The 19,849-nt window shown below is 43.6% G+C and carries 17 protein-coding genes; 9 read left to right on the forward strand and 8 right to left on the reverse strand.

Features of this window, described 5'->3' with window-relative positions:
• Nucleotides 1-113 precede the first annotated feature (113 nt).
• The 9 genes from SPB21_RS30915 (at nucleotide 114) to SPB21_RS30955 (ending at nucleotide 9,860) form a co-directional block, all read left to right on the forward strand.
• A complete protein-coding gene (locus tag SPB21_RS30915) occupies nucleotides 114-422 on the forward strand; it encodes a PqqD family peptide modification chaperone (RefSeq protein WP_499062072.1) in 309 nt (102 codons plus the stop codon).
• Entirely contained in the window at nucleotides 406-849 is a 444-nt protein-coding gene (locus tag SPB21_RS30920; protein WP_499868915.1) for a lasso peptide biosynthesis B2 protein, read from the forward strand. Before SPB21_RS30915 ends, SPB21_RS30920 begins: the two co-directional genes overlap by 17 nt.
• Complete coding sequence (locus SPB21_RS30925; protein WP_499868917.1) at nucleotides 846-2,864, forward strand: lasso peptide isopeptide bond-forming cyclase; 2,019 nt, start codon at nucleotides 846-848, stop codon at nucleotides 2,862-2,864. Before SPB21_RS30920 ends, SPB21_RS30925 begins: the two co-directional genes overlap by 4 nt.
• Nucleotides 2,865-2,987: 123 nt before the next feature.
• The gene (locus SPB21_RS30930) at nucleotides 2,988-3,173 is read left to right on the forward strand and encodes a hypothetical protein (protein WP_499868919.1); all 186 of its coding nucleotides are present in this window, start codon (nucleotides 2,988-2,990) and stop codon (nucleotides 3,171-3,173) included.
• A gap of 439 nt (nucleotides 3,174-3,612) precedes the next feature.
• Nucleotides 3,613-4,533 (forward strand): hypothetical protein, encoded by a 921-nt coding sequence (locus tag SPB21_RS30935; protein WP_499062068.1) that lies wholly within the window; start codon nucleotides 3,613-3,615, stop codon nucleotides 4,531-4,533.
• The gene (locus tag SPB21_RS30940) at nucleotides 4,512-6,329 is read left to right on the forward strand and encodes an ABC transporter ATP-binding protein (RefSeq protein ID WP_499062067.1); all 1,818 of its coding nucleotides are present in this window, start codon (nucleotides 4,512-4,514) and stop codon (nucleotides 6,327-6,329) included. Before SPB21_RS30935 ends, SPB21_RS30940 begins: the two co-directional genes overlap by 22 nt.
• 44 nt (nucleotides 6,330-6,373) lie before the next feature.
• The gene (locus SPB21_RS30945; RefSeq protein ID WP_163669989.1) at nucleotides 6,374-7,582 is read left to right on the forward strand and encodes a nucleotidyltransferase family protein; all 1,209 of its coding nucleotides are present in this window, start codon (nucleotides 6,374-6,376) and stop codon (nucleotides 7,580-7,582) included.
• Between the two features lie 347 nt (nucleotides 7,583-7,929).
• Entirely contained in the window at nucleotides 7,930-8,556 is a 627-nt protein-coding gene (hpsJ-C, locus tag SPB21_RS30950; protein WP_006518636.1) for an HpsJ-like protein, cyanoexosortase C-associated, read from the forward strand.
• 626 nt (nucleotides 8,557-9,182) lie between these two features.
• On the forward strand, nucleotides 9,183-9,860 hold the full coding sequence (locus SPB21_RS30955) for a PTPA-CTERM sorting domain-containing protein (RefSeq protein ID WP_163669987.1): 678 nt from the start codon (nucleotides 9,183-9,185) through the stop codon (nucleotides 9,858-9,860).
• A gap of 275 nt (nucleotides 9,861-10,135) precedes the next feature.
• Here SPB21_RS30955 and crtC read toward each other — a convergent pair whose 3' ends face one another.
• The 8 genes from crtC to SPB21_RS30995 all read right to left on the reverse strand — a co-directional run bounded on the left by crtC (nucleotide 10,136) and on the right by SPB21_RS30995 (nucleotide 19,843).
• A complete protein-coding gene (crtC, locus tag SPB21_RS30960) occupies nucleotides 10,136-11,065 on the reverse strand; it encodes a cyanoexosortase C (RefSeq protein WP_499868921.1) in 930 nt (309 codons plus the stop codon).
• A gap of 84 nt (nucleotides 11,066-11,149) precedes the next feature.
• Nucleotides 11,150-12,376, reverse strand: coding sequence for a hypothetical protein (locus SPB21_RS30965; RefSeq protein ID WP_499868922.1), 1,227 nt, complete (start codon nucleotides 12,374-12,376; stop codon nucleotides 11,150-11,152).
• Nucleotides 12,377-12,489: 113 nt separating this feature from the next.
• Complete coding sequence (locus tag SPB21_RS30970; protein ID WP_499868924.1) at nucleotides 12,490-13,692, reverse strand: glycosyltransferase family 4 protein; 1,203 nt, start codon at nucleotides 13,690-13,692, stop codon at nucleotides 12,490-12,492.
• A 96-nt stretch (nucleotides 13,693-13,788) separates the two neighbouring features.
• The gene (locus SPB21_RS30975; RefSeq protein ID WP_499868925.1) at nucleotides 13,789-15,027 is read right to left on the reverse strand and encodes a glycosyltransferase family 4 protein; all 1,239 of its coding nucleotides are present in this window, start codon (nucleotides 15,025-15,027) and stop codon (nucleotides 13,789-13,791) included.
• 50 nt (nucleotides 15,028-15,077) lie between these two features.
• Entirely contained in the window at nucleotides 15,078-15,959 is an 882-nt protein-coding gene (locus tag SPB21_RS30980; RefSeq protein ID WP_163669978.1) for a sulfotransferase domain-containing protein, read from the reverse strand.
• A gap of 17 nt (nucleotides 15,960-15,976) precedes the next feature.
• Nucleotides 15,977-17,119: a glycosyltransferase family 4 protein gene (locus SPB21_RS30985; protein ID WP_163698096.1), complete on the reverse strand. Its 1,143-nt coding sequence runs from the start codon at nucleotides 17,117-17,119 to the stop codon at nucleotides 15,977-15,979.
• A gap of 57 nt (nucleotides 17,120-17,176) precedes the next feature.
• Complete coding sequence (locus SPB21_RS30990) at nucleotides 17,177-18,412, reverse strand: glycosyltransferase family 4 protein (RefSeq protein ID WP_499868927.1); 1,236 nt, start codon at nucleotides 18,410-18,412, stop codon at nucleotides 17,177-17,179.
• Nucleotides 18,413-18,805: 393 nt separating this feature from the next.
• Entirely contained in the window at nucleotides 18,806-19,843 is a 1,038-nt protein-coding gene (locus tag SPB21_RS30995; protein ID WP_163669972.1) for a glycosyltransferase family 2 protein, read from the reverse strand.
• Nucleotides 19,844-19,849: the final 6 nt, after the last annotated feature.

Here is a 19,849-nt window from a genome sequence, read left to right on the forward strand (position 1 = left end):
AATAAAGCTCAATAGTCAAGAAAACATGAACGTTTTCTCGCGAGTTTAAGCTGCAGTCTTTATATAACGCTTTCCTATTTCAACGTTAACAACTTGTCTATATTGAGGTTTTTATGACTTCTCAAACATTAAAAATATCGCCAGCATCGATGATCTCACCTGCACAGAACCAAATTGCCTCTGAATTAGGTGGTGAAGCGGTGATTCTAAACTTAGAGTCAGGCATGTATTATGGCCTGAACGAAGTAGGCGCAAGTGTTTGGGAATTTATTCAAAAGCCATGTACATTCGCCAGTATACTTGAGCACTTACTGGCAGAATATGACGTACAACCCGACATTTGCGAGCATGATCTAAATACAATTCTCTCAGAAATGCAGCATGCCCACCTGATTGAGGTGAGTGATGAAACAGTTGAATAATCTCCTAAGACTTTCAGGAGTTGAGCGACGAGTTTTACTCTACGCATGTCTGTTGCTTAATGGAATTCGATTGGCTCTGTGGTTGTTGCCTTTCAATATGGTCAGGCAAAGAATATCGCGCCTTGCTTCTGTGTGGGTATGCCATAACTTGACTTCCCCTGTTTCCGTAGGAAAGATTGTCTGGAGTGTTGATATTGCCAGTCGCTATACCCCAGGCGGGGCAATGTGTTTAGTGCGGGCATTAACAACCCAGCTACTCTTAACTCGCTACGGGTATACGCACCAATTCCACATTGGTGTTGCTAAGAGTGAAAACGGTAATTTGACTGCCCATGCTTGGATTGAATACAAAGGACGAGTCATTGTTGGTGGTCTACATAACTTGAGTCAATTTAAACCGCTTTCTGCTGTAGGAGCGAAGTTATGAGTGGCATTGTAGGGATTTATCATTTCGATCAACGTCTAGTGAAGTCCAGTGATCTGCATCAGATGGTAGATGTCTTGATGCATCGTGGCCCTGACGGTGCAGATGTCTGGTGTCAGGGAGCCGTAGGCATGGGGCATCGTATGCTGTGGACAACACCAGAATCGCTCCATGAACAGTTACCTTTAGTGAAGGGTGATTTGGCTATCACTGCAGATGCTCGCATTGATAACCGAGATGAACTAGCCCAGGTCTTGAGTTTACCTGATCGTCCTTTAGAAAAGGTGGCTGATAGTGAGTTTATCTTGGCAGCCTATGAAAAATGGGGGAGTGATTGCCCTGAACATTTACTAGGGGATTTTGCTTTTGGCATTTGGGACGGACAAAAGCAGCAGCTATTCTGTGCCCGCGACCATTTAGGTGTGAAGCCGTTTTATTATTTTCATCAAGAAAGTAACACGTTTGCATTTGCATCAGAGATTAAAGGATTGCTTTGCCTAGACTGGATTCCTCAACAAATTAATGAGGTGCGTATTGCCGACTATCTAGCCCTGATGTTCGAGGATAAGGTAGTTACTACCTTTGAGGATATTTTTCGGTTGCCTCCTGCCTCTAGATTATGGGCAGACGCTTCAGGCATTAGAGTTGAGACCTATTGGCAACTCGATTCAAACTATGAGTTAAAACTAGAATCAGATGATGCCTATGCAGAAGCTTTTCGTGAGATTTTTACTGAAGCGGTCAGGTGTCGCTTAAGAAGTGCTTTTCCAGTTGGCTCTCATCTGAGCGGCGGTCTAGACTCTTCTTCTGTTAGCTGTGTGGCTCGTAAAATCCTGAGTGAAACAACAGGAGAAACGCTGCATACGTTTTCAAACATTTTTGACACGGTCAAAGAGTGTGATGAACGCTCCTATATTGACGAAGTCTTAAAACAAGGTGGTTATACTCCCCACTATATTCATGCTGACACATTTGGGCCTTTAAGTGATGTTGAACAGATTCTGAACTATGAAGATGAGCCCATATTGGGGCCTAGCCATCACTATCCTTGGCGCTTGAATCAGGCGACCCATGAGGCAAATGTACGGATTGTTTTTGACGGTTTTGACGGAGATACAGTTGTGTCTCACGGCGTAGAGCGGTTACAGGAGTTAGCATTACAGAAAAAATGGACAGAATTTGCAGATGCTATAGAAGTTGCTAGCAAAAACTATAAGTTCTCTGTTAATTACATGCTGGCCGCTTATGGTTTGCCAGCCTTGAGGCAGTTGAGTAAGCAAGGACAGTGGTTCGAATTTATTAAAGCAATTAATTTTATCCACCATCGATTTCAATACTCACGGCGTAGTTTGCTGATTCGACAAGGAATTAAACCAACTTTCAATCATATTTTACACAAACTTTATCGAACGCCAAAGAAGCCAGCCGATGATTTAGCTAGAGTAAGAGAAATAGTAAACGCTGATTTTGTAAAGCAGGTTCGTCTAAAGGAGCGAATTCAAAAATACACTCCTAAGAAGGCTTCCCTAAGGTCAGTGCGGCAGGAGCACTGGCAGGCAATGACAGGGGGTGTACTGGCGGTGAATCTTGAGGCATTAGATCGTTGTGCAGCAGCCTTTGGATTAGAGACCCGTCATCCATTTTTAGATCGTCGGTTGGTTGAATTCTGTCTAGCTGTTCCATCTGACCAAAAATTCAGAAGAGGATTTGGACGGATGATTATGCGTCAAGGGCTGAATGATATATTACCCCCAGCAGTCCAATGGCGAGGTGACAAAGTCAATATGACTGCTAATTTTGTACATGGGTTACTCAATATAAATAGTCCATCATTTGAGCACGTACTTAATAAGTACAATCACGCTGTGCTTGGATATATCAATCTTGATAATTGGGAGAATGCTTGGAATAAGTTAAAACAGTACCCTAAGTCGAATAAAAGAATGAGTTCAATAACTAAGGACTGTTTTATAGTTTGGCGAGCAACAGTACTGGCGCTTTGGTTTCAGCGAATGTAGAGATAATTCGTTGCTAAGGTAAACATTTATCTTGGCAGGTTAGGGCAGATACGCCTGACTGTAAGTCCAAACCAGGGAGTATCACCAACTGTCAACCTAACTGATTTAATTAGAGGACATACAATGACTAAGAAAGTATATACTCAGCCTAATCTGACAACTTACGGTAGTGTAGAAAAGCTAACTAAAGCTCAGGGAAATATCGATCTTAATGATATCTTGATACTTTCCAACGTGCCTGGTCGGGGAACTGTTGAGATCGACGCCTCAGGTTCTATCAATGTAGAGGGCGACTTCAACGACCTCTAATCGCTTGAGTGTAAAAGGTCAACCAATATGGAGCTATCGCGAGTGAAGATAGCATTATCTTCTCTAACCTGATTAGTCCTGATGGTTAACTTTTAGAGATTGAGGTTTTGGCTCTTCAGATTTCGAGGTCTTCATCGAAGACCAGTCTTAGGGGCCAAACCTTATGATTAACATCTAGGGGATCTAATAGACGGCGATTTTCTTTCCAACCATTCTTGTTAAAGATAACTAGGAATCCATTTCCTATGACTTTAACAATTATTGAATGGATTCGAAACGCATCTTATTAGATTCCCTTTTTCACTATGCTTTGATAGATTCAAACATCGTGAATATGCACCCTTAAGTCTTTAGTAAAAGATATCAATAAATATAATTACTTGAGCACTTTGTTGGGGAGAAATTATCTGAAGTATCAGTAGGCTTATTTTTGTAAATCATGTATTGTTATTCTGCTTATCAGCTGTGCCTCCACTCAGAAATTCCATTGTCAGGGCTGCCTAGTGCTAACGGTGAGCCAGATGTTATCATCCGCCTACAAGATTCTAGAGAACAATCTAACCCTGAAAAGCTACAGCCCACACAGGAGATTTTTGGTCGGCTGGCAGGGATAGGAAAATGCCGGTTCTCAGAGGGAAGATTGATTACTATCACTCCTTTTGAAGGGGTGACCCACGAGATGATTGCCCCTAATATTTTAGGGGGGTGCATGTCAGTTATTTTACGACAACGGGGATTTCTAGTTCTGCATGCAAGCAGTGTTGCAATACAAGACAGGGTGGTGGCATTCTTAGGGCATTCAGGGTGGGGAAAATCCACTCTAGCTGCAGCACTACATAGCCATGGCCATAGTGTGATAACCGATGATGTCTTGGCAATTAATCTAGAGGATGTGGAGAATCCTAAAGTTGTTCCATCGTTTCCTCAATGTAAGCTTTCTCCCCAAGCTGCAGAGGCATTGGGCAAAGATCCAGCCAGCCTAGAGGCACTTTTTGCCCACTCTGCTAAACGGGCCTATAACTTTCAAACAGGGTTCCAACAAGAGCAGCTCCCATTACAAAGTATTTATCTGTTATCCAAAGGCGATAGCCACAGTATCACCCCCTTGAGCTTCAAGGATGCATTTGCATATTTGGTCAGCCATAGCCGTGCTATGGATGTGTTGCGGGATAACCAGTCCTTAAAGGCTCATTTTCAACAATGTACCCAATTGCTTAAACAAGTGTCATACTACCGATTTAATCGGAAACCTGGTTTAGAAGAATTGCCGGATTTAGTGCGAATGGTAGAGGAACATGTGAAAGAATCATCCATCCCCCAACTAGGGGTTAACCTACCGTGCAATTTGCTAAGCCATTAGCGGCATTCTTTAAGAAAACTCAGCGATTGATGCCAGCTTTGCGCCTGGTTTGGCGTAGCAGTCCTGGTTGGACCATGGCTAAACTTGGCTTACTGATAATTCAGGGGCTACAGCCATTACTACAGATTTATCTAATCAAGCTATTAGTTGATGTCGTGACAACTCAATCTGAGTTGACCACATCACCACAGTTTTTCAGTCAAAATAAATTGCTATTTATCGGACTGGCTGTGGTCTTACTGGTTGGCATGATAGCAACTTCACTCTCAGAGCTAGTCACATCGTCACAATCTCAAAAGGTCTCTGACTACATGCGGGGTATTTTGCATGCTAAGTCCATTGAGATTGATCTTAGCTATTATGAGAACCCGCGTTATCACGACACATTACAGCGGGCTCAGCAAGAAGCAACTTATCGCCCTAATCAGATTTTAAAGCGGCTGGCGCTGGTTGGTCAAAACGGTATTTTATTGGTTGCCATGGTGGGTTTGTTATTAACCCTCCATTGGGGTATCACTAGTGCCTTATTAGTTGCAATTATTCCAACCGTATTGGTTCGGCTACACTATACGCGTAGGTTATATGCTTGGCAGCGTACCTGGACCCCTGTTGAACGGAAATCAGCGTATCTTTCCTGGTTGTTGATAGGGGATCAGTTTGCCAAAGAAATTCGCTTGTTTGGCTTAGGTGACCTATTTAGTCAGCGGTTTAATGGGCTGCGATCGCAAATTTACCACGCCAAGCTCAAACTAATGACATGGCGTTCACTCTCGTTTTTAGCTGCCAATGTCATAGCGGGGGTGATGGTTGGTGCAATTTATGCCTTTATCCTCTATCAAACGTTTCAGGGCATATTAAAGCTTGGGGATCTTGTACTTTACCATCAGGCATTACAGCGAGGTCAAAAGGGGCTCAAATCATTTATTGCTGGACTCTCCGGACTGCATGAAGACAATCTATTTCTAGCAAATCTATATGAATTTCTAGATTTAAAATCCCAGATTGTGACACCAGCACAGCCCAAATTCTGCCCCCCTGTAAAAGCGCAGGGCATTACGTTTGAGAACGTTAATTTCCAGTATGAAGGAACGTCTCGACAAGCACTTCAAGATATATCTTTCAATATCAAACCTGGAGAAACCATTGCTCTGGTAGGAGAAAACGGTTCAGGTAAGACAACACTGATTAAATTATTATGTCGCCTGTACGATCCGACTGAAGGACGAATCACACTGAATGGCATCGATCTGCGAGATCTCGATGTTCCCCATTTGCGACAACAGATTAGTGTTATTTTTCAAGACTACGCTAAATATAATCTTTCAGCCCAAGACAACATTTGGTTAGGTAATGTTCAGCTGCCGCTGGACGATCAACTTATTATCGAAGCTGCTAAACATGCAGGAGCCCATGAGGTCATTACCCAGTTACCCCATGGGTATGACACTATGTTAGGCAAATTATTCCAGGGTGGAGAAGAACTTAGTATTGGTCAGTGGCAGAAGGTTGCCTTAGCCAGAGCTTTCTTACGTCAGTCTCAGGTGATTGTTCTAGATGAACCCACCAGTGCCATGGACCCCAAGGCTGAGTACGAACTTTTTAGTAGGTTTCGTGAGTTAATTCAAGACCAGTCAGCAATTTTAATTACCCATCGTTTGTCTACAGTCAAAATGGCTGATCGTATTTATGTCATGGACAACGGCAAACTCATAGAAAACGGTACACATCAAGAGTTAATGGAGAAACAGGGAAATTACGCCCATTTATTTGAAATTCAAGCTAAAAACTATTGGTAGAGGTAGTATCTATTATTTGATTTTCAATTAACTACTTTAGAGCTGTGAGTACTTTAAGAATAACTGAGCTAAATCCAGAAATCTCATTTCTACTAAAATGCGCCAGAGTATATCTGAATATTGATGACCCGTGCGAGATTAACCAGCTAATCCAACAAACCAGCTTAAACTGGGATGAAGTCATTAAAATGGCGCAGGTTCATAGGGTATTGCCCATACTCCATAAGACTCTTACTCTAGTATCCCCACAGGAACTGCCAGATTTTGTCCTGCCAAAGTTACATCAACTACACTTTAAAAATATTAAACGTAACTTTTTTCTATTACAAGAGCTCATTAGATTTTTAGATATCCTAAAAAAGCATCAGATTGATGCAATTACATTTAAGGGGCCAATGACCGCAATGGTTGCCTATGGCGATTTATCATTGCGCACCTTCTATGATCTAGATTTACTAGTACATTCCCATGATTTTTTTAAACTTAGAGATATTGCCAAAAATCATGGTTATACGTGTGATTTGTTGATGGCGAAAGAAGAAAGAGAGTGTTTGACTAAACTTAGCTTTCAAGACCAAGAACTATATTTCAACTCACAAAAAGAGTATAGTTTAGTGAATGCCAAAAATCGTATTTTTCTTGATATTCATCAAGGAGTTTTATCTAAGCAATTCTCCCCATTATTTAACACTCAATGGATTTGGGAGCACACTCAGCAGGTTAAAATCGGAGGACATCAAGTCTTAGGTTTGACACCAGAGGTTCAGATACTTGTGTTATGCGCACAAGGTGTTGAAGATTGCTGGAATCATCTAGGTAAGCTTTTTGATGTTGCAATCTTGATCAAGAACCACCCTGATTTAGATTGGGATCAGCTAGTGAAACTATCAAAGCAGATGGATGTGCTTCCTAGGCTTTTATTGGGACTGTGTTTGATTCGTCAACTATATGGGTTCACTTTGCCCGACCAGATTGAACAGCCGTTGCAGAATTGTACCTTTATTCAAAAACTTGCTGAGGCATTACAACGACAAATAATACTAAAGAGTAATATAAATTCTAAGTCAAAGTTAGATCTTCTCAACGCTGCATATCAACTGCGGCTTATGAGCCAGTGGAAAAATCGTATTAAATTTATCCTAACGCTTATGCAGCCGACTCTTGCAGATATCGCTACAGTATCGCTGCCTAAATCTTTATTCTTTATATATTATTTATTGCGACCCTTCCGGGTGATGCAACTTAGCAAATAATGGCCATACGGACATGCCAACGTAGAAAAATGTCAGGAACTTTACGGATAGCTCCTTATGACCAGAGAAAATAATTAATACGTTATGCCTATTTCTTGATTAGTAAGACTATCGCTTTTGTTGCGATTAAACAAAGGAGGCAATCGAGAGGTGACAGACAAACTTTATAGAGACTAGTTTACCACATTTGAAGATTTATCTTCCCATTGCTCCTGCTTAGATTCCGAGATAATGCCCACTCTCATGTATGGGGACAACGCGATATATCATTCGTTAGTATCGCTTTAATATTAAGACCTAAGCGCCTAACTTATGTTCCGACACCACTTGATTTATTCTTTTTTGCCATGACAAGCCTTCCTAGACCCTTTCCTTCTAAAGCTAATCAAACAGATGTTGGCCAAAATCCACAGATGCCTGCTGCTAAGAATATTTGTTTAGTTGTTGGCTTTACCTGTTTGCTGGGATTTTTAGTTGACATGTTGGTGTTGGCTACACCGCTCAATGTCTTTGCTTTAGAATGGCGTATCAATGTGATGCAACAGGTTGGAGATCGCAGTATTGTATTGCTGCTGGCAGTTGGGATGCTGCTATTTGCCACTTTTGAACAGCGCCAGTTAAAACGTTCATTGGGGTATGCTTGTCTAGCTTTAGGAGTTGCCTTTGTCTTGTCCTGTGGTGTAGTAATCCGGGATAACTTGGTCTTTCAAAAACAGGCTTTGCAAAATATCAACAATCAGGAACAACAGATCCAGACGCAGATTGAACAGGTCCAAGCTGGTGGCAGCCTACCGGAAAACGTGACTCTTGAGCAATTACAGCAAGCGTCTCAACAATTGTCGAGTCAGGCTCAAGCCCTCAAGCAAAATGCTCGTCAGGGTATTACTAAAAATAGTGTGGCCAGCCTCGGTAATCTTATAGCAGTCGGACTAGGGCTGGTAGGATTAGGTCGCCTGGGCATTAAGCGTGGATAAGTCTGGTTGATATTGATACAGCTGATCGTTCAATAGCTATTATCATCAAATAACTGAATAGTCATTGAGTCCCTGTTAACTGCTAGGTGAGAGTTGATAGGGGCTTCTTATTTTAGGACTATTGTATAGCCAATAGTTTTTGGTCAATCCTAAGGAGAATGCTGGACGACGTTGAGTCTGATAGTAAGCGAGATTTTTTGTGTGGATATAGCACATCAGACAGCTTTCTCTTCTCCTTCCCTATTGCCCTAAATATCTCTATTATTGCTCCTTATTTTTGTACGATTTTCTGGATATCCTCGTCAAATCCTGGGGTTCTTTCTTTATTAAAGAAGACTCCGGGGATCGATGTTTAACTAATTAAAGTGTCACCAATTGAGGATATCTCAGCTTCATAGGGCAGAAAATGTATTCAAGAAAGCTTGATAAAGCTTTTTCCTTGATTCTTGCATATGCTTTAAAGTCTTATGGTGCATATGCATGAGGTGTTCCTGTTTCTTGTGCGATTCTGACAAATACTCCAGTTGAATGCAAGTGGGCAACTTAGTTCAACGAGGCTGGAGTTATAGGGTTAAATTGGGCTCTACCGATACATTTTTCAAGCAAACATTTTTCCCTACAAAATCATGCAAAAATATATTCTAACAGGTGCCCTGTTTGCAAGTACTTTAGCTACAAGTTTTCTGGCACAAGCTGATTCCGCAAACGCTGCTTCTATTACATATAACTTCAGAAGATTTGACGTACCGCTTCTAATTGATGTTGCACCATCCAGTTTTACAGTTGATGGTCTAACTGTAGATGTAAGTGGTAATGGTGTCGTCACTCAGACTGCTGACGGTTTGGGTTTGGCCAGGGTCCTAAGCGTTGCTCCTCCTGAACAGGTGGATGGCCTTGCCTTAAACGGTCCAGACTTCCTTGATTTTGACTTTGGTAGTCGGTTTGTAAACATTGTCTCTGCTACGTTCCGACGTGTTGGTACCAATGTGCCTATTGATGAGGTAGGTGAAGTTGGTAACGATGACTTTAGTCTGGCGGTTGACGGTAACTCTGTTATCGAGATCGCTGATATCCCTGGTGGTAATGGCCTTGACTCCGGTATAGGCACCTTTGACTTTACGCCCCTACTATTGCCTAGTGGTAATGTTTGGAGATTTAGTGCTCCTGAGCTGGATGATGACTACACCATTGCCAGTTTGACGGTCACTAGTGAAGAAATTCCCACTCCAGCTGTGTTGCCTGGTTTGATTGGTATGGGTGTTGCCTTTATGCGCAAGCGACGTGGTGAAGCCGCTGATGCCTAATGGGTCTACGGTAGTCTTTAAGAGCTAATGGTTTAGTTGTGGTTGACTGAAAACCGTTGCTTAAAGATGCGTAGAAAAGGGTAAGCGTCCCCTATATGAAGCTGTTGGTATGACTTCTTCAAAGTGATAGGGAACGCTGGCCGAGATAGTTGACTAAGCGAAGTCGAAAAAAGAGATAGGCTCTAGTTCTTCTACAGTCTATCTCTTTTAAGGTTTATGAATAACGTGTTTGGGGCAAATGCTTTGGATGGCCTGGCTGAGACTGCTATGATTTTTTATCCGCTCATCTGTCGAGACTGAGACTTCATTAGTGCCTCAACAATATAGTAATAAGCCGTAAACAAAACGCCCGAGAAAATTTGACCACCCCAAAAACCATGCCAGAATTTAAACCACTCTGGTCCCCAATACACATGGGCAATGGTTACCAACATGAGTCTGGGCACATTAGCGATCATGGCAATGATTGCAGCAGCGATAATTAACAGCACCATTTGACGGCGATCTTGTTTGTACAACAACCCCATAAATAAACCTGCTGCGGCAATGGTAATTGCCATATCTAACCCATTACACCCCCAACCTACTTCCACAGCTCCTTCAGGAAATGTGATAAAGATGCCCTGCTGCGTTGCTGGGAATCCAATCCACTGCATTGATTGTGTGCCTGCCCAGGCCATAACTTTCTCTAATCCTTGATCAGGAACGAAAAAGTCCCACAGCCCCCGAGAAATGATGCCAATGCGAGGATATACGGTTAAACCAATAAAAAAGGTTGGCAGCATAAACTTGTTAAAGACTTTAAGCCCCCAGGTACTACAGGCCATACCGATAATAATAAGTAGCCACAATAACGCTTGGGGCCACATGGCAAATCGACAAAATGGGAATACAACTATGCCGACAACAATTAATAAATAGCCTAAAGCTCGATCTTCTTCCGATGCTTTTAAGGTGCTAAACACCTGGCGACGCTGCCATAGCTTCCAAGCTGCTATGAGTAGCATACTTAATACTAAAAACCAGCCAATTTTTCCCTTCAGTGCTCGAGGAAAGAGATAGCCAACCCATACTGGTAGGTATACTAACCCCACAACTGAGCCCAAGAGCATCAACCGACCATGGTTAGTCTTTATGGCCTGTTGTAACTGAGCATAAACCACCGTTATAAGCTGCTTTATATCAAAGAATTTTTGTGTTGACATAGGCTTGGTAGTGGATAGTATGAAAATTGATAATGATCAAAATTACGCCACAAAGTACTAGGTTGATCGGGCCCGTGCTCTCAATTATCCACGACCTTTAATACGCAACTCGTGCCAGCGGAGCCCAACTAACACTATACTCGTCAGTGTGAAGCCAGGCTCTTCCATAAGAGTAAAGATAAAACCATTAACGATGACATTGAGGACTAAGAAACGAGATACATCGTCTTTAGTAATTCTAGTTAAGGTAACAAACCATAAATAGATGTAGCTGCCTAGACCTAAAAGACCTAAGTCTCCCCAGATACCGGCCCAGCCCCATAGGGGAGAGAAAAAACTTGAATCTAAATAATTCCCACGCCACCTTGACCAAACTAAATCAGTGACCGGATGGGTCGTTGCACCCATGGGTCCAACAAGAGACCAATAGTCTCTGATCATCCAGCCTCCTATGCGACCAATGGTGTGCCCAGGCCCCAAACCAAAGAACCAGTTTAAGAATGAATTGTAGTGGTTGGGAATAACTCTAAAAGGGGTGGTTTTGAGAACGGTTGCATCGCCGTTAGGGCCATAGATATGGGGGCGAATCCAGCCTCTATAGGCGCTAAAAAAATCGACATTGTAAATACACCAATAGAAGGTGTACCCCAGTAGACCGGCTGCAATAATATATTGGAAGGCTACTTTGAAATCGGTGATTTTGCTAAAAATTAGGCAGCCCCAGGCTAAAAATGCGACTAATATTACCTGTTTCGCATCAGCAAATAAGACCTGTGCCATCACTGCGGCAAGCACAGAAGTACGTATCCAAACGGGCATTGTCTTAGCACTGACGTAATAGTAAAGACCAAATACTAAGGATGCACTCGCCCCCACTACGTGACCACCGGAGGAGAGATAAAAAACACCTTGGATATTGTCTTCTATGGTCATCCGAGTGTGGGCTAACAGACCTGTGGTTAAACCCACTTTCTGAAGCAAGGCTAGCCCCAGATGGATAGCTCCAAAACGAAGAATCCAGTTTTTGAATTGGTCTAAGGAGTCTTGTGTAAATGGAACGGAAATAAGGGCGGCCAAAAAAATAAAAGGCTCTGAGATAATCATGAGCCCTAAGAAGACATTGATCAGGCCTGCGTTATTTAGTAAGGCGCTGGCGGTTGCGATCGCAAACAATGCCACCAATCCAACAAGTAGAGCCTGTACAGTAGCCAACTGCCTGCGGGATTGATGCCGACTGCTCAACATCACTAGGCTGCAAGCCGCAGGTAGCACAATAAAGTGAACAAAATTGATCGGTGCTGGAGCCCCCATTGACTCAAGGAGTCTGGGAAAAAAAACCGTCGCAAATGAAATTAGTAACAAGCGAGAGCTTGAAATGAAACCCGCAGGCGCTTTGGGACGAGGTAGAGTCTGAGTCTGCATTGTTAGCGTAAAGTAACCGGTGTGGCCGATGGAGCCGATGGAGAAACGGGCACAAGTTGGGAGTAAATGGCCATCAGCTGCGAATAGTTAGCGGTTGCTGTATAGTTGGCCTCAAACTCAGCACGAGCATTTTGACGCATCTGTCCCCGAGGTTCAGGATGGTCTAACATCCAATGCACCTGACGGGCTAGATCGTCAGGATTGCCAGGGGTGAAATGTAAACCAGTATGGCCAGATTTAACAATTTCTGTGATGGCACCAATCTTAGAGGCAATCACAGGAGTACCCGTGGCAAATGCCTCGACAGCAACTCGACCAAAGGTTTCATACCACTTAGATGGAAAGATCAAAAACTGAGCCTCCCCCATCAGCTGATGCACTTCAGCCATCGGTCTACGGCCCAGCCATTCTATGTGGGGCATCTGTTCAACTGCTGCGGTCACCAGGGTCGACAGTGGCCCATCCCCTACAACTTTGAGGGGTAACGGTGTTTTGAGCTGTTTCCAGGCGTCTAGCAAGGTATCCAGCCCTTTTTCCACAGAAAGACGGCCCACATACAGGGCATAACCGCCTTTGCCAGTACCCACCTGCGGCTCTGGGGCAACAAAGTTGGGTTTGACGACAATTTTGTCAGCAGGTAGTCCCCCCTCAATGAACTTTTGTCGTGCAAACTCTGTTAACGCAATATAGCAATCAACTTTATTTTTCCATGTGCCCATGGCTCGATGGGTGGAGAGCATGGCCGCAACTCCGGCACTGGCTACACGATTTTCTCGGTAACAGCCATGGACCATGCCTGGATAGGGAATTGGCTTGCCGACACAGTCTTCACATACTTGACCCTGTCTGAAGAATAGGCCGTTAGGACAGACAAGACGATAGTTGTGGAGAGTTTGGACAACAGGAATATTCTCAGCTTTAGCGGCGTAATAGATGGAGGGAGAAATCAGAGGAAAAAAGTTTTGCACATGTACAATATCGTAATGCTGTTGTGCCAGGCGCTTACGCACTGCGTTATAGGTAGTCTGTGACCACACAGTTTGTGCTGCCAGGGATAACTTACTCACCTCAGCAATGCGGTCATTGGTTTCCTCATAGAGATCCACCTGGTGCCCCTGCTCTTGCAGTAGACCCATTTCAGCTTCGTAGCATTCTTCTTCGCCACCACGGATCTGGTAGCGATTGTGAACCCCTAGAATACGCATTTGTAATCTAACTCCCTACGGTCTAAATTTACGAGTCCTTACTGCCAAGTCGGAATAGTTTGAAAGAGGTCGGCAGTTTTTGTGAAAGGGCTTACGTTACATACCTGGTGACACAGCACAGAGTTCTTGATACAGCTGACTTAGCTGTGACGCTTTTGCCTGCCAGCTATAGTGCTCACGCACTAGCTTTTTCCCCGCTTCACCCATAGTTTTCCGCAGGCCAGGATCCTGTGCCAGCTTAAGCATTGCCTGACTGAGGTCTTGGGTCGCTTGCTCGGGGGTATGGGCTGCGATTCTAAATCCAGTTTCATCGGTCACCTGGACCGCTGGACCGCCTAGATCTAAGCAGAGAATCGGACGCCCTGCCGCCATCCCCTCTAAGCAGACCCAACCACCCGAATCATGCAGGCTAGGGTGTACCAACACGTGACTTTGAGCTAGCTTTTCCAGGGTTTCCTTACGGGGTAGCCGTCCCCAAAACTTGACTTTGTCGGCTACTCCCAGGTCCTTGGCTAGTGCCTGAAAGTTCTCCAGCTCCGGTCCCTCTCCCAAAATCCAATATTCAGCATTGGGCAAATTCGCTTTCGCAAACGCCTGAATACCCAGATAAAATCCTTTCCAATGGAGTAAACGTCCCATGCTGATCAAGCGGAAGGGGCCAGTCTCTGGCAGGGGACAACGATTTAACTTTTCTATCTCTTCTGGAGCCAGACCAGACTCTGAAGCGATTTGCACATGGGATGCGCCCATTTTGCTTAGTTGTTTAGCCGTGTCATGGGTGGTGGCTCGCACAACAGCACTACGTTGCGCCGTTAACCGGGTAAAGGGATCAATTTCACCCATTTTATGGGCTAGCTTACGCAGGGTTTCATACTGTTTTGCTTTGTCGCTAAAGTCTTTGAAAAAACTCTGAGGAGCCTGTTCGCCACCGCCCACCGGCCCCCAAACAAAGGGAACAGGCAATAGGGATAGCCAGCTGGGTGTTGAATAACGGACAAAGGTGACATGGTGAGCCACGTCAAAATTAATGTCTTGATGTAAGCGCCGGGCAACAAAGTAGGCTTGAATCTGCCACAGATAATAGTGAATTTGCATGGCACCCGATTGTCCCAGGCGCATGCTATCTTGCCAAAAAGGCAGCGTAAAGTAAACGAATTTCAGGTTGGGAATGGGGTTGCGAGCCAGCTCAGCTTCGATGGCCTCTTTGCTCTCATCAGGGCGAGTCAGCACCCAAACCTGATGATGATGCGCAACTTCTCGGGCAATATTCCAGCCCACACCAGGTTCTGAGCCTTTGCCAGGTTCACACGAATATGCTGATATAAGAACTTTCATCTGGAATACAGCCTTAAGGTTAACAGTCGAACAATTTTTAGCTTTTGTGACTACCAGTCAAGACCCGTTTCATAACCGAGTTCAATCAGTAAATCTCCAGCAACTTTCTTGAATGCTGCCTTATGGTCTTCTTTGAAGTACTGTTGCCATCCTCCAATAGCGCCTTTTCCACCTTTCTTAAATGTGTGAGATTCTTCTGGGTTCATGGCATAGGAACCAAATTTAGCCTTGATTTCTTCAGAGGAAAGGTTGACCTGAAGATGATCCATAATTTGACCAATAAGGTGTAGCCGCTTGTCTTCAGAGCCACCCCCCCTTTCTCCCACCAGATCTTCAAACTTAACCGCCAGGGTTTGTGAATCCTGAAGCCAGCCATGCCAGCGTGAGAAGTCTTGAGCAATATTAGGCTGGGAAAGGTTTGAACCAAACGGTGAGCCGACAGGGACACCGACAATGGAGTTCATTAACTGCTGGTCAAAGTTAGATTGCTGCTGATAAATATCGTGCAAAAATATGCGTTTCTCTTTGGTTACCCAGCGAGCATGGGAAACCGCTACGTCTCTGAGATCGCGATAGATAAATAAAGGCTTGCAATGGTGCTCACCTAGGATGTCTAAAATCTCTTGTGAATGCATCAGATGCGATCGCACAATAGATTGATTAGGGGCAGACCCTAACTTCCATCGAATATGGTTAGGCGTGTTCATAATGCCGCAAAGGGCTTGAACAGAAATAATGTCATCCCATCGCTTGAGGCCAGGGGTTGAATAAAGAATCTGATACAGTAAGTGAGTGCCACTTTTAGGATAGGAATTACAGATCACGAAATTCTTAGGACGGTTACCTGAAAGAGCTTTCGCTTTAAGCGTCCTAGTCAAAAAAACAGCATCTCTAGCATGTAAGCCTAGAACATTTCTGAGTTGATAGCTCATCCTATAATTCCTTAAATTTAAGCAATATTTGTTTCAGCAGCACTAGCTAATAGCGATTCATATATCTGAGCAATTTGCTCGGCGGTGTTTTTCCAAGTAAATTTCGCTGCGCGTGTTGTCCCCTTAGTTATCAGCTCACGTTTTACATCTGGATCTTTAAAGATTGCTTCTACTGATTTAGCAATACCATTAATATCCAGAGGCTCCACAAGGATAGCGGCATCATCAACCACCTCTGGTAGTGAGGTGACATTGGACGCAATTACAGGCAGACCACAGGCCATTGCTTCTAAAACCGTGATCCCAAAACCTTCATATGTTGAAGGCGCGACTAATATGTCAGCTGCATTATAAATTTTGATCAAAGTCTCCTTGTCAGGTTTACCTAGATAAGATATACGACCATCAAGTTGATGTTCCGCAATAAATTTTTTCTGGTCATGGGTAAAGTCATCCCCTGCCTTCCAAAAGTGAATGGGGAATCCTTTAGTTTGCAACTGAGCCACAACCTTCAAAATTGTAATGATATTCTTGCGTGGGTTGTTAGAACCAACATTGAGTAAACAGCATGTTTCCGCAGGTATGTTTAAATCTTGACGAAAATGGCCCTCTGCCTGGGAAGTTATAGCCTGAAAAATATCGTCTACCCCGTTGGGAACAGTTTGGATTTTCGTTGCACCCACGTCCAAATACTTAATAATATCTTGGGCGGTATAGTCCGAAACTGAAACAATTCGATGGGCTTCACACATGCTGCGCAGTGAATATTTCCATGTGGCTAAACTTAACCAAGGCATCAGAGCTCGATCACGAAATAACTCTGGATGGACTAGATTGATCAAATCGTGACAGGTAACAACAACAGGCACCTGGGCTGTTTTAAGCCAGTTCACGAGATAGCCATCACTGTGGTCAATAATATGAAAAATGTCGGACTCACAATTTTGTAAGCCTTTAGGATATTGCCAATATCTCTGGTGATATTTTTGTATGCCTTTGAGTAGAGAGTTAGTACGCTTGCCCTGAACAGGGTTATCGGGAAAATTTTCCACAATTTCCCAATTCGGTCGAACGGCTCTAAGTCCTTCCACCACGGCGTCGGCATACACATCCATACTAAAAGAAACGCCGGGAGAACGCCTTAATATTGTTATGCGCATTTCAGGTATAGGTCCTTAGTATTTACAGACAACTTCATCTCGTTAAATCTCGAAATACTAAGACGAAACAGGATGTAAATTCAATTTTTGTCCAGTTTTTTGCCGCTGGATGCGCTCAATAACTGCTAAAAAGGCATTGACTTCGCAATTTAAGTCTTGATTAGCAAACACTTCGCGCGCACGTTGGCTATAGGTTTGGCGAGTTTGGGTACAGGTCAGCGAGAGGATAGCGTTGGTCAGGGCATCCACATCCCCACAGGGGTAGACAAGACCGTTATAGTGGTGACGAACGGTATCGCTATAGCCCCAGTTGCCACAGCGATCGCTAATAATGGCGGTACAACCACAGGCCATGGCTTCAGAAACCACCAGAGGATGGGGGTCTGACCATGAGCTAGCCACAAATACATCTAGAGCTGCATAGTATAGGGGCAGCTTACTTTGATTAATAAAGCCAACGTTGATCACCTCTCCATTTAACTCACTCAGTCGCTCATTAATGGCATCATTGAGTTCACCACCGCCTAGCATAATGCCTCGCACCCGTGGATCTTTGCGATGGGCTTGCACAACGGCATCGATAAACTCAAAGGGGTTTTTGCGCTCAATATATTTGCCAACAAAACTATACAGAATCGTATCGTCATCCCAGGCTAGCTCTGCCCGAATTTTCTTGATCTCTTCTGGGTTTTGGGCCAGTGTCTGCTCGTAGCGATCGCGATCAACCGGATAACATCCCCGTACAATCTTGTCAGCGGAAACGCCATAGTGACGGAGATATATTTCATTGTGATCACCACTGGAGATCCAATGATCTACCAGCCCATACATGGATGGATACAGTAAAGTAGTGGCCAGCTTTCTTAAGTAGCTAAAATGTGAGTCTGTAATAATTGTGGCATCATTTTGCATAATAATGGGGATGCCCTGCTGCTTACACAGCAAGATTGCCAGTCGATAGGAATAGGTGAAAAAGCTACTGACAAAGACAGCGTCAAAGTTTTTTGCCTTAAGCCTATTGATCAAGCCTGGAGTAAACAGTCCACGCTTAATCTTTGGGGCCACACTACCATTCCAATTCTTCAGATACTCATAGGTATAGCCACTGGTCAAATCCACGTCCCAAGCGGCTGTATTACCCACACCTTTAGCCCCTTGGGCCTGGTTTTCAGTACACAGATAAAAGGCTGAGACATCGACTCCTGGTTGAGCATTCAACTGACGCCAGAGAGGAGCATGGTGCTGAGTCGGATGAGTAAAAACAACGCCTAAGCGAAAGTTATTAGTTGACATGTGTCTAACCACCTAACACTAATGATTTAGTAAAAGACAAATAAAAAGCGATAAGGTCACTCAGGGAAGAATTCCTAGACCAGCGCTCTTAACTCAAGAAAAAGCTAATTGAGAGGATGACCAGAAACATTGTTTCCTTTAAAAATTTCCTAAACGATAGTTTGACCTATCTCTTCTCATTTAGCTTGCTTAGGCACTTGTTTAACGGTGAGCCCCTTGTAGGGATATCTTTTCTGAATTTTGAATTGCATTCTTGATGCAACTTGTCAATCATTCAGCATGTAATGGTGGTGTTAGCCAACCTGTAACATCACTTTCGGTAATATTAGCAATAGATCCGGACTCATCCGGGATAACGGCTCAATCTGAGAGCTGAGTGCCAAGAGTCTTTGCTCAATTCGATACCATCATCTTGAGGAGTTTAGGTCTTGCCTGAGGTGAAAATAACCAGATCACTGCTGGCCTAGCTAATGATAGCGGCATGATACCGACCCAAACAAACCATACGCTATAAATTGCCCGTCTGAGCGGTGTTAAATCTGAGTATTTCCAAAGCGAAATCAAACCAGAAAAAGTTAGATTGAGACGATTATCTGATGGAATAGGATGATTGCTAAAATTCAAACGCAATGACGCTAGGCGAGACCAGAGACGTCCAAAAAATCTTAGCTCAAAGTCCTTTGGCATCTCGTAACCAAACTGTTCTGCCTTTTCTATTAAGAGTCTATCCCTTAGTAAATCATGCTGTACGTATTTGCCCAGTTTCCCTTCATCAAATGTGGCAGAAACCCACCTATTGTTTTGATGTATTCTGTAGCCTGCTAACGCAGTTTCGATGGAAGCCACCGAACCATAAAAGGGAACGAGTGTTGTTAAATAATTATCAGCAGCTAACTTAAAATCATCTTCTGGGATGGGAAAAATTTCGGTTAGTGCTTTTCGACTAATAGCATTACCAGACGTAGGAACGGTAGCATAGGTTGTTTTTGAAAGAAGTGTCTTATAGACATCGCCAATGGCCAACTTAGCGTTCCTAGGATAGGTATAGTCTAGCGAGTTATTCTCACTGTCTACAACGCCTAGCCTGTAATGAAGCTTAGATAGATCATCTCGCCAATGCTCCATGACTTCTTCAACAGCATTGTCAAAAAGATAGTCATCTGAATCAAGAAAAATGATGATATCGCCCTGGCTAGCAAAAAAGCCAGCATTTAAGGCTGAAGCCTGTCCACCATTTTCTTTAAAGATAGTTTTGACACGTGAATCATACTGCTGGATCAAGTCTTTTGAGTTATCTGTAGAGCCATCATCTACCACAATGACTTCAATATTGTCATAGGTTTGACTCAACGCACTGTCGATCGCTTTTTTGACAAATTTTTCATAATTATAGTTGTTAATAATAATGCTAACCAGCGATTTACTACTCATATCCGA

Origin of the sequence: Leptothoe sp. ISB3NOV94-8A (assembly GCF_043421595.1) — a bacterium.
Lineage (GTDB): Bacteria > Cyanobacteriota > Cyanobacteriia > Phormidesmidales > Phormidesmidaceae > Leptothoe > Leptothoe turfae.

Bases quoted from the DNA above. Each gene is read 5' to 3' on its own strand.
- SPB21_RS30915 (WP_499062072.1), top strand. From the start codon at position 114: ATGACTTCTCAAACATTAAAAATATCGCCAGCATCGATGATCTCACCT.
- SPB21_RS30920 (WP_499868915.1), top strand. From the start codon at position 406: ATGAAACAGTTGAATAATCTCCTAAGACTTTCAGGAGTTGAGCGACGA.
- SPB21_RS30925 (WP_499868917.1), top strand. From the start codon at position 846: ATGAGTGGCATTGTAGGGATTTATCATTTCGATCAACGTCTAGTGAAG.
- SPB21_RS30930 (WP_499868919.1), top strand. From the start codon at position 2,988: ATGACTAAGAAAGTATATACTCAGCCTAATCTGACAACTTACGGTAGT.
- SPB21_RS30935 (WP_499062068.1), top strand. From the start codon at position 3,613: ATGTATTGTTATTCTGCTTATCAGCTGTGCCTCCACTCAGAAATTCCA.
- hpsJ-C (WP_006518636.1), top strand. From the start codon at position 7,930: ATGACAAGCCTTCCTAGACCCTTTCCTTCTAAAGCTAATCAAACAGAT.
- SPB21_RS30955 (WP_163669987.1), top strand. From the start codon at position 9,183: ATGCAAAAATATATTCTAACAGGTGCCCTGTTTGCAAGTACTTTAGCT.
- crtC (WP_499868921.1), bottom strand. From the start codon at position 11,065: ATGTCAACACAAAAATTCTTTGATATAAAGCAGCTTATAACGGTGGTT.
- SPB21_RS30965 (WP_499868922.1), bottom strand. From the start codon at position 12,376: ATGGGGGCTCCAGCACCGATCAATTTTGTTCACTTTATTGTGCTACCT.
- SPB21_RS30970 (WP_499868924.1), bottom strand. From the start codon at position 13,692: ATGCGTATTCTAGGGGTTCACAATCGCTACCAGATCCGTGGTGGCGAA.
- SPB21_RS30975 (WP_499868925.1), bottom strand. From the start codon at position 15,027: ATGAAAGTTCTTATATCAGCATATTCGTGTGAACCTGGCAAAGGCTCA.
- SPB21_RS30980 (WP_163669978.1), bottom strand. From the start codon at position 15,959: ATGAGCTATCAACTCAGAAATGTTCTAGGCTTACATGCTAGAGATGCT.
- SPB21_RS30985 (WP_163698096.1), bottom strand. From the start codon at position 17,119: ATGCGCATAACAATATTAAGGCGTTCTCCCGGCGTTTCTTTTAGTATG.
- SPB21_RS30990 (WP_499868927.1), bottom strand. From the start codon at position 18,412: ATGTCAACTAATAACTTTCGCTTAGGCGTTGTTTTTACTCATCCGACT.
- SPB21_RS30995 (WP_163669972.1), bottom strand. From the start codon at position 19,843: ATGAGTAGTAAATCGCTGGTTAGCATTATTATTAACAACTATAATTAT.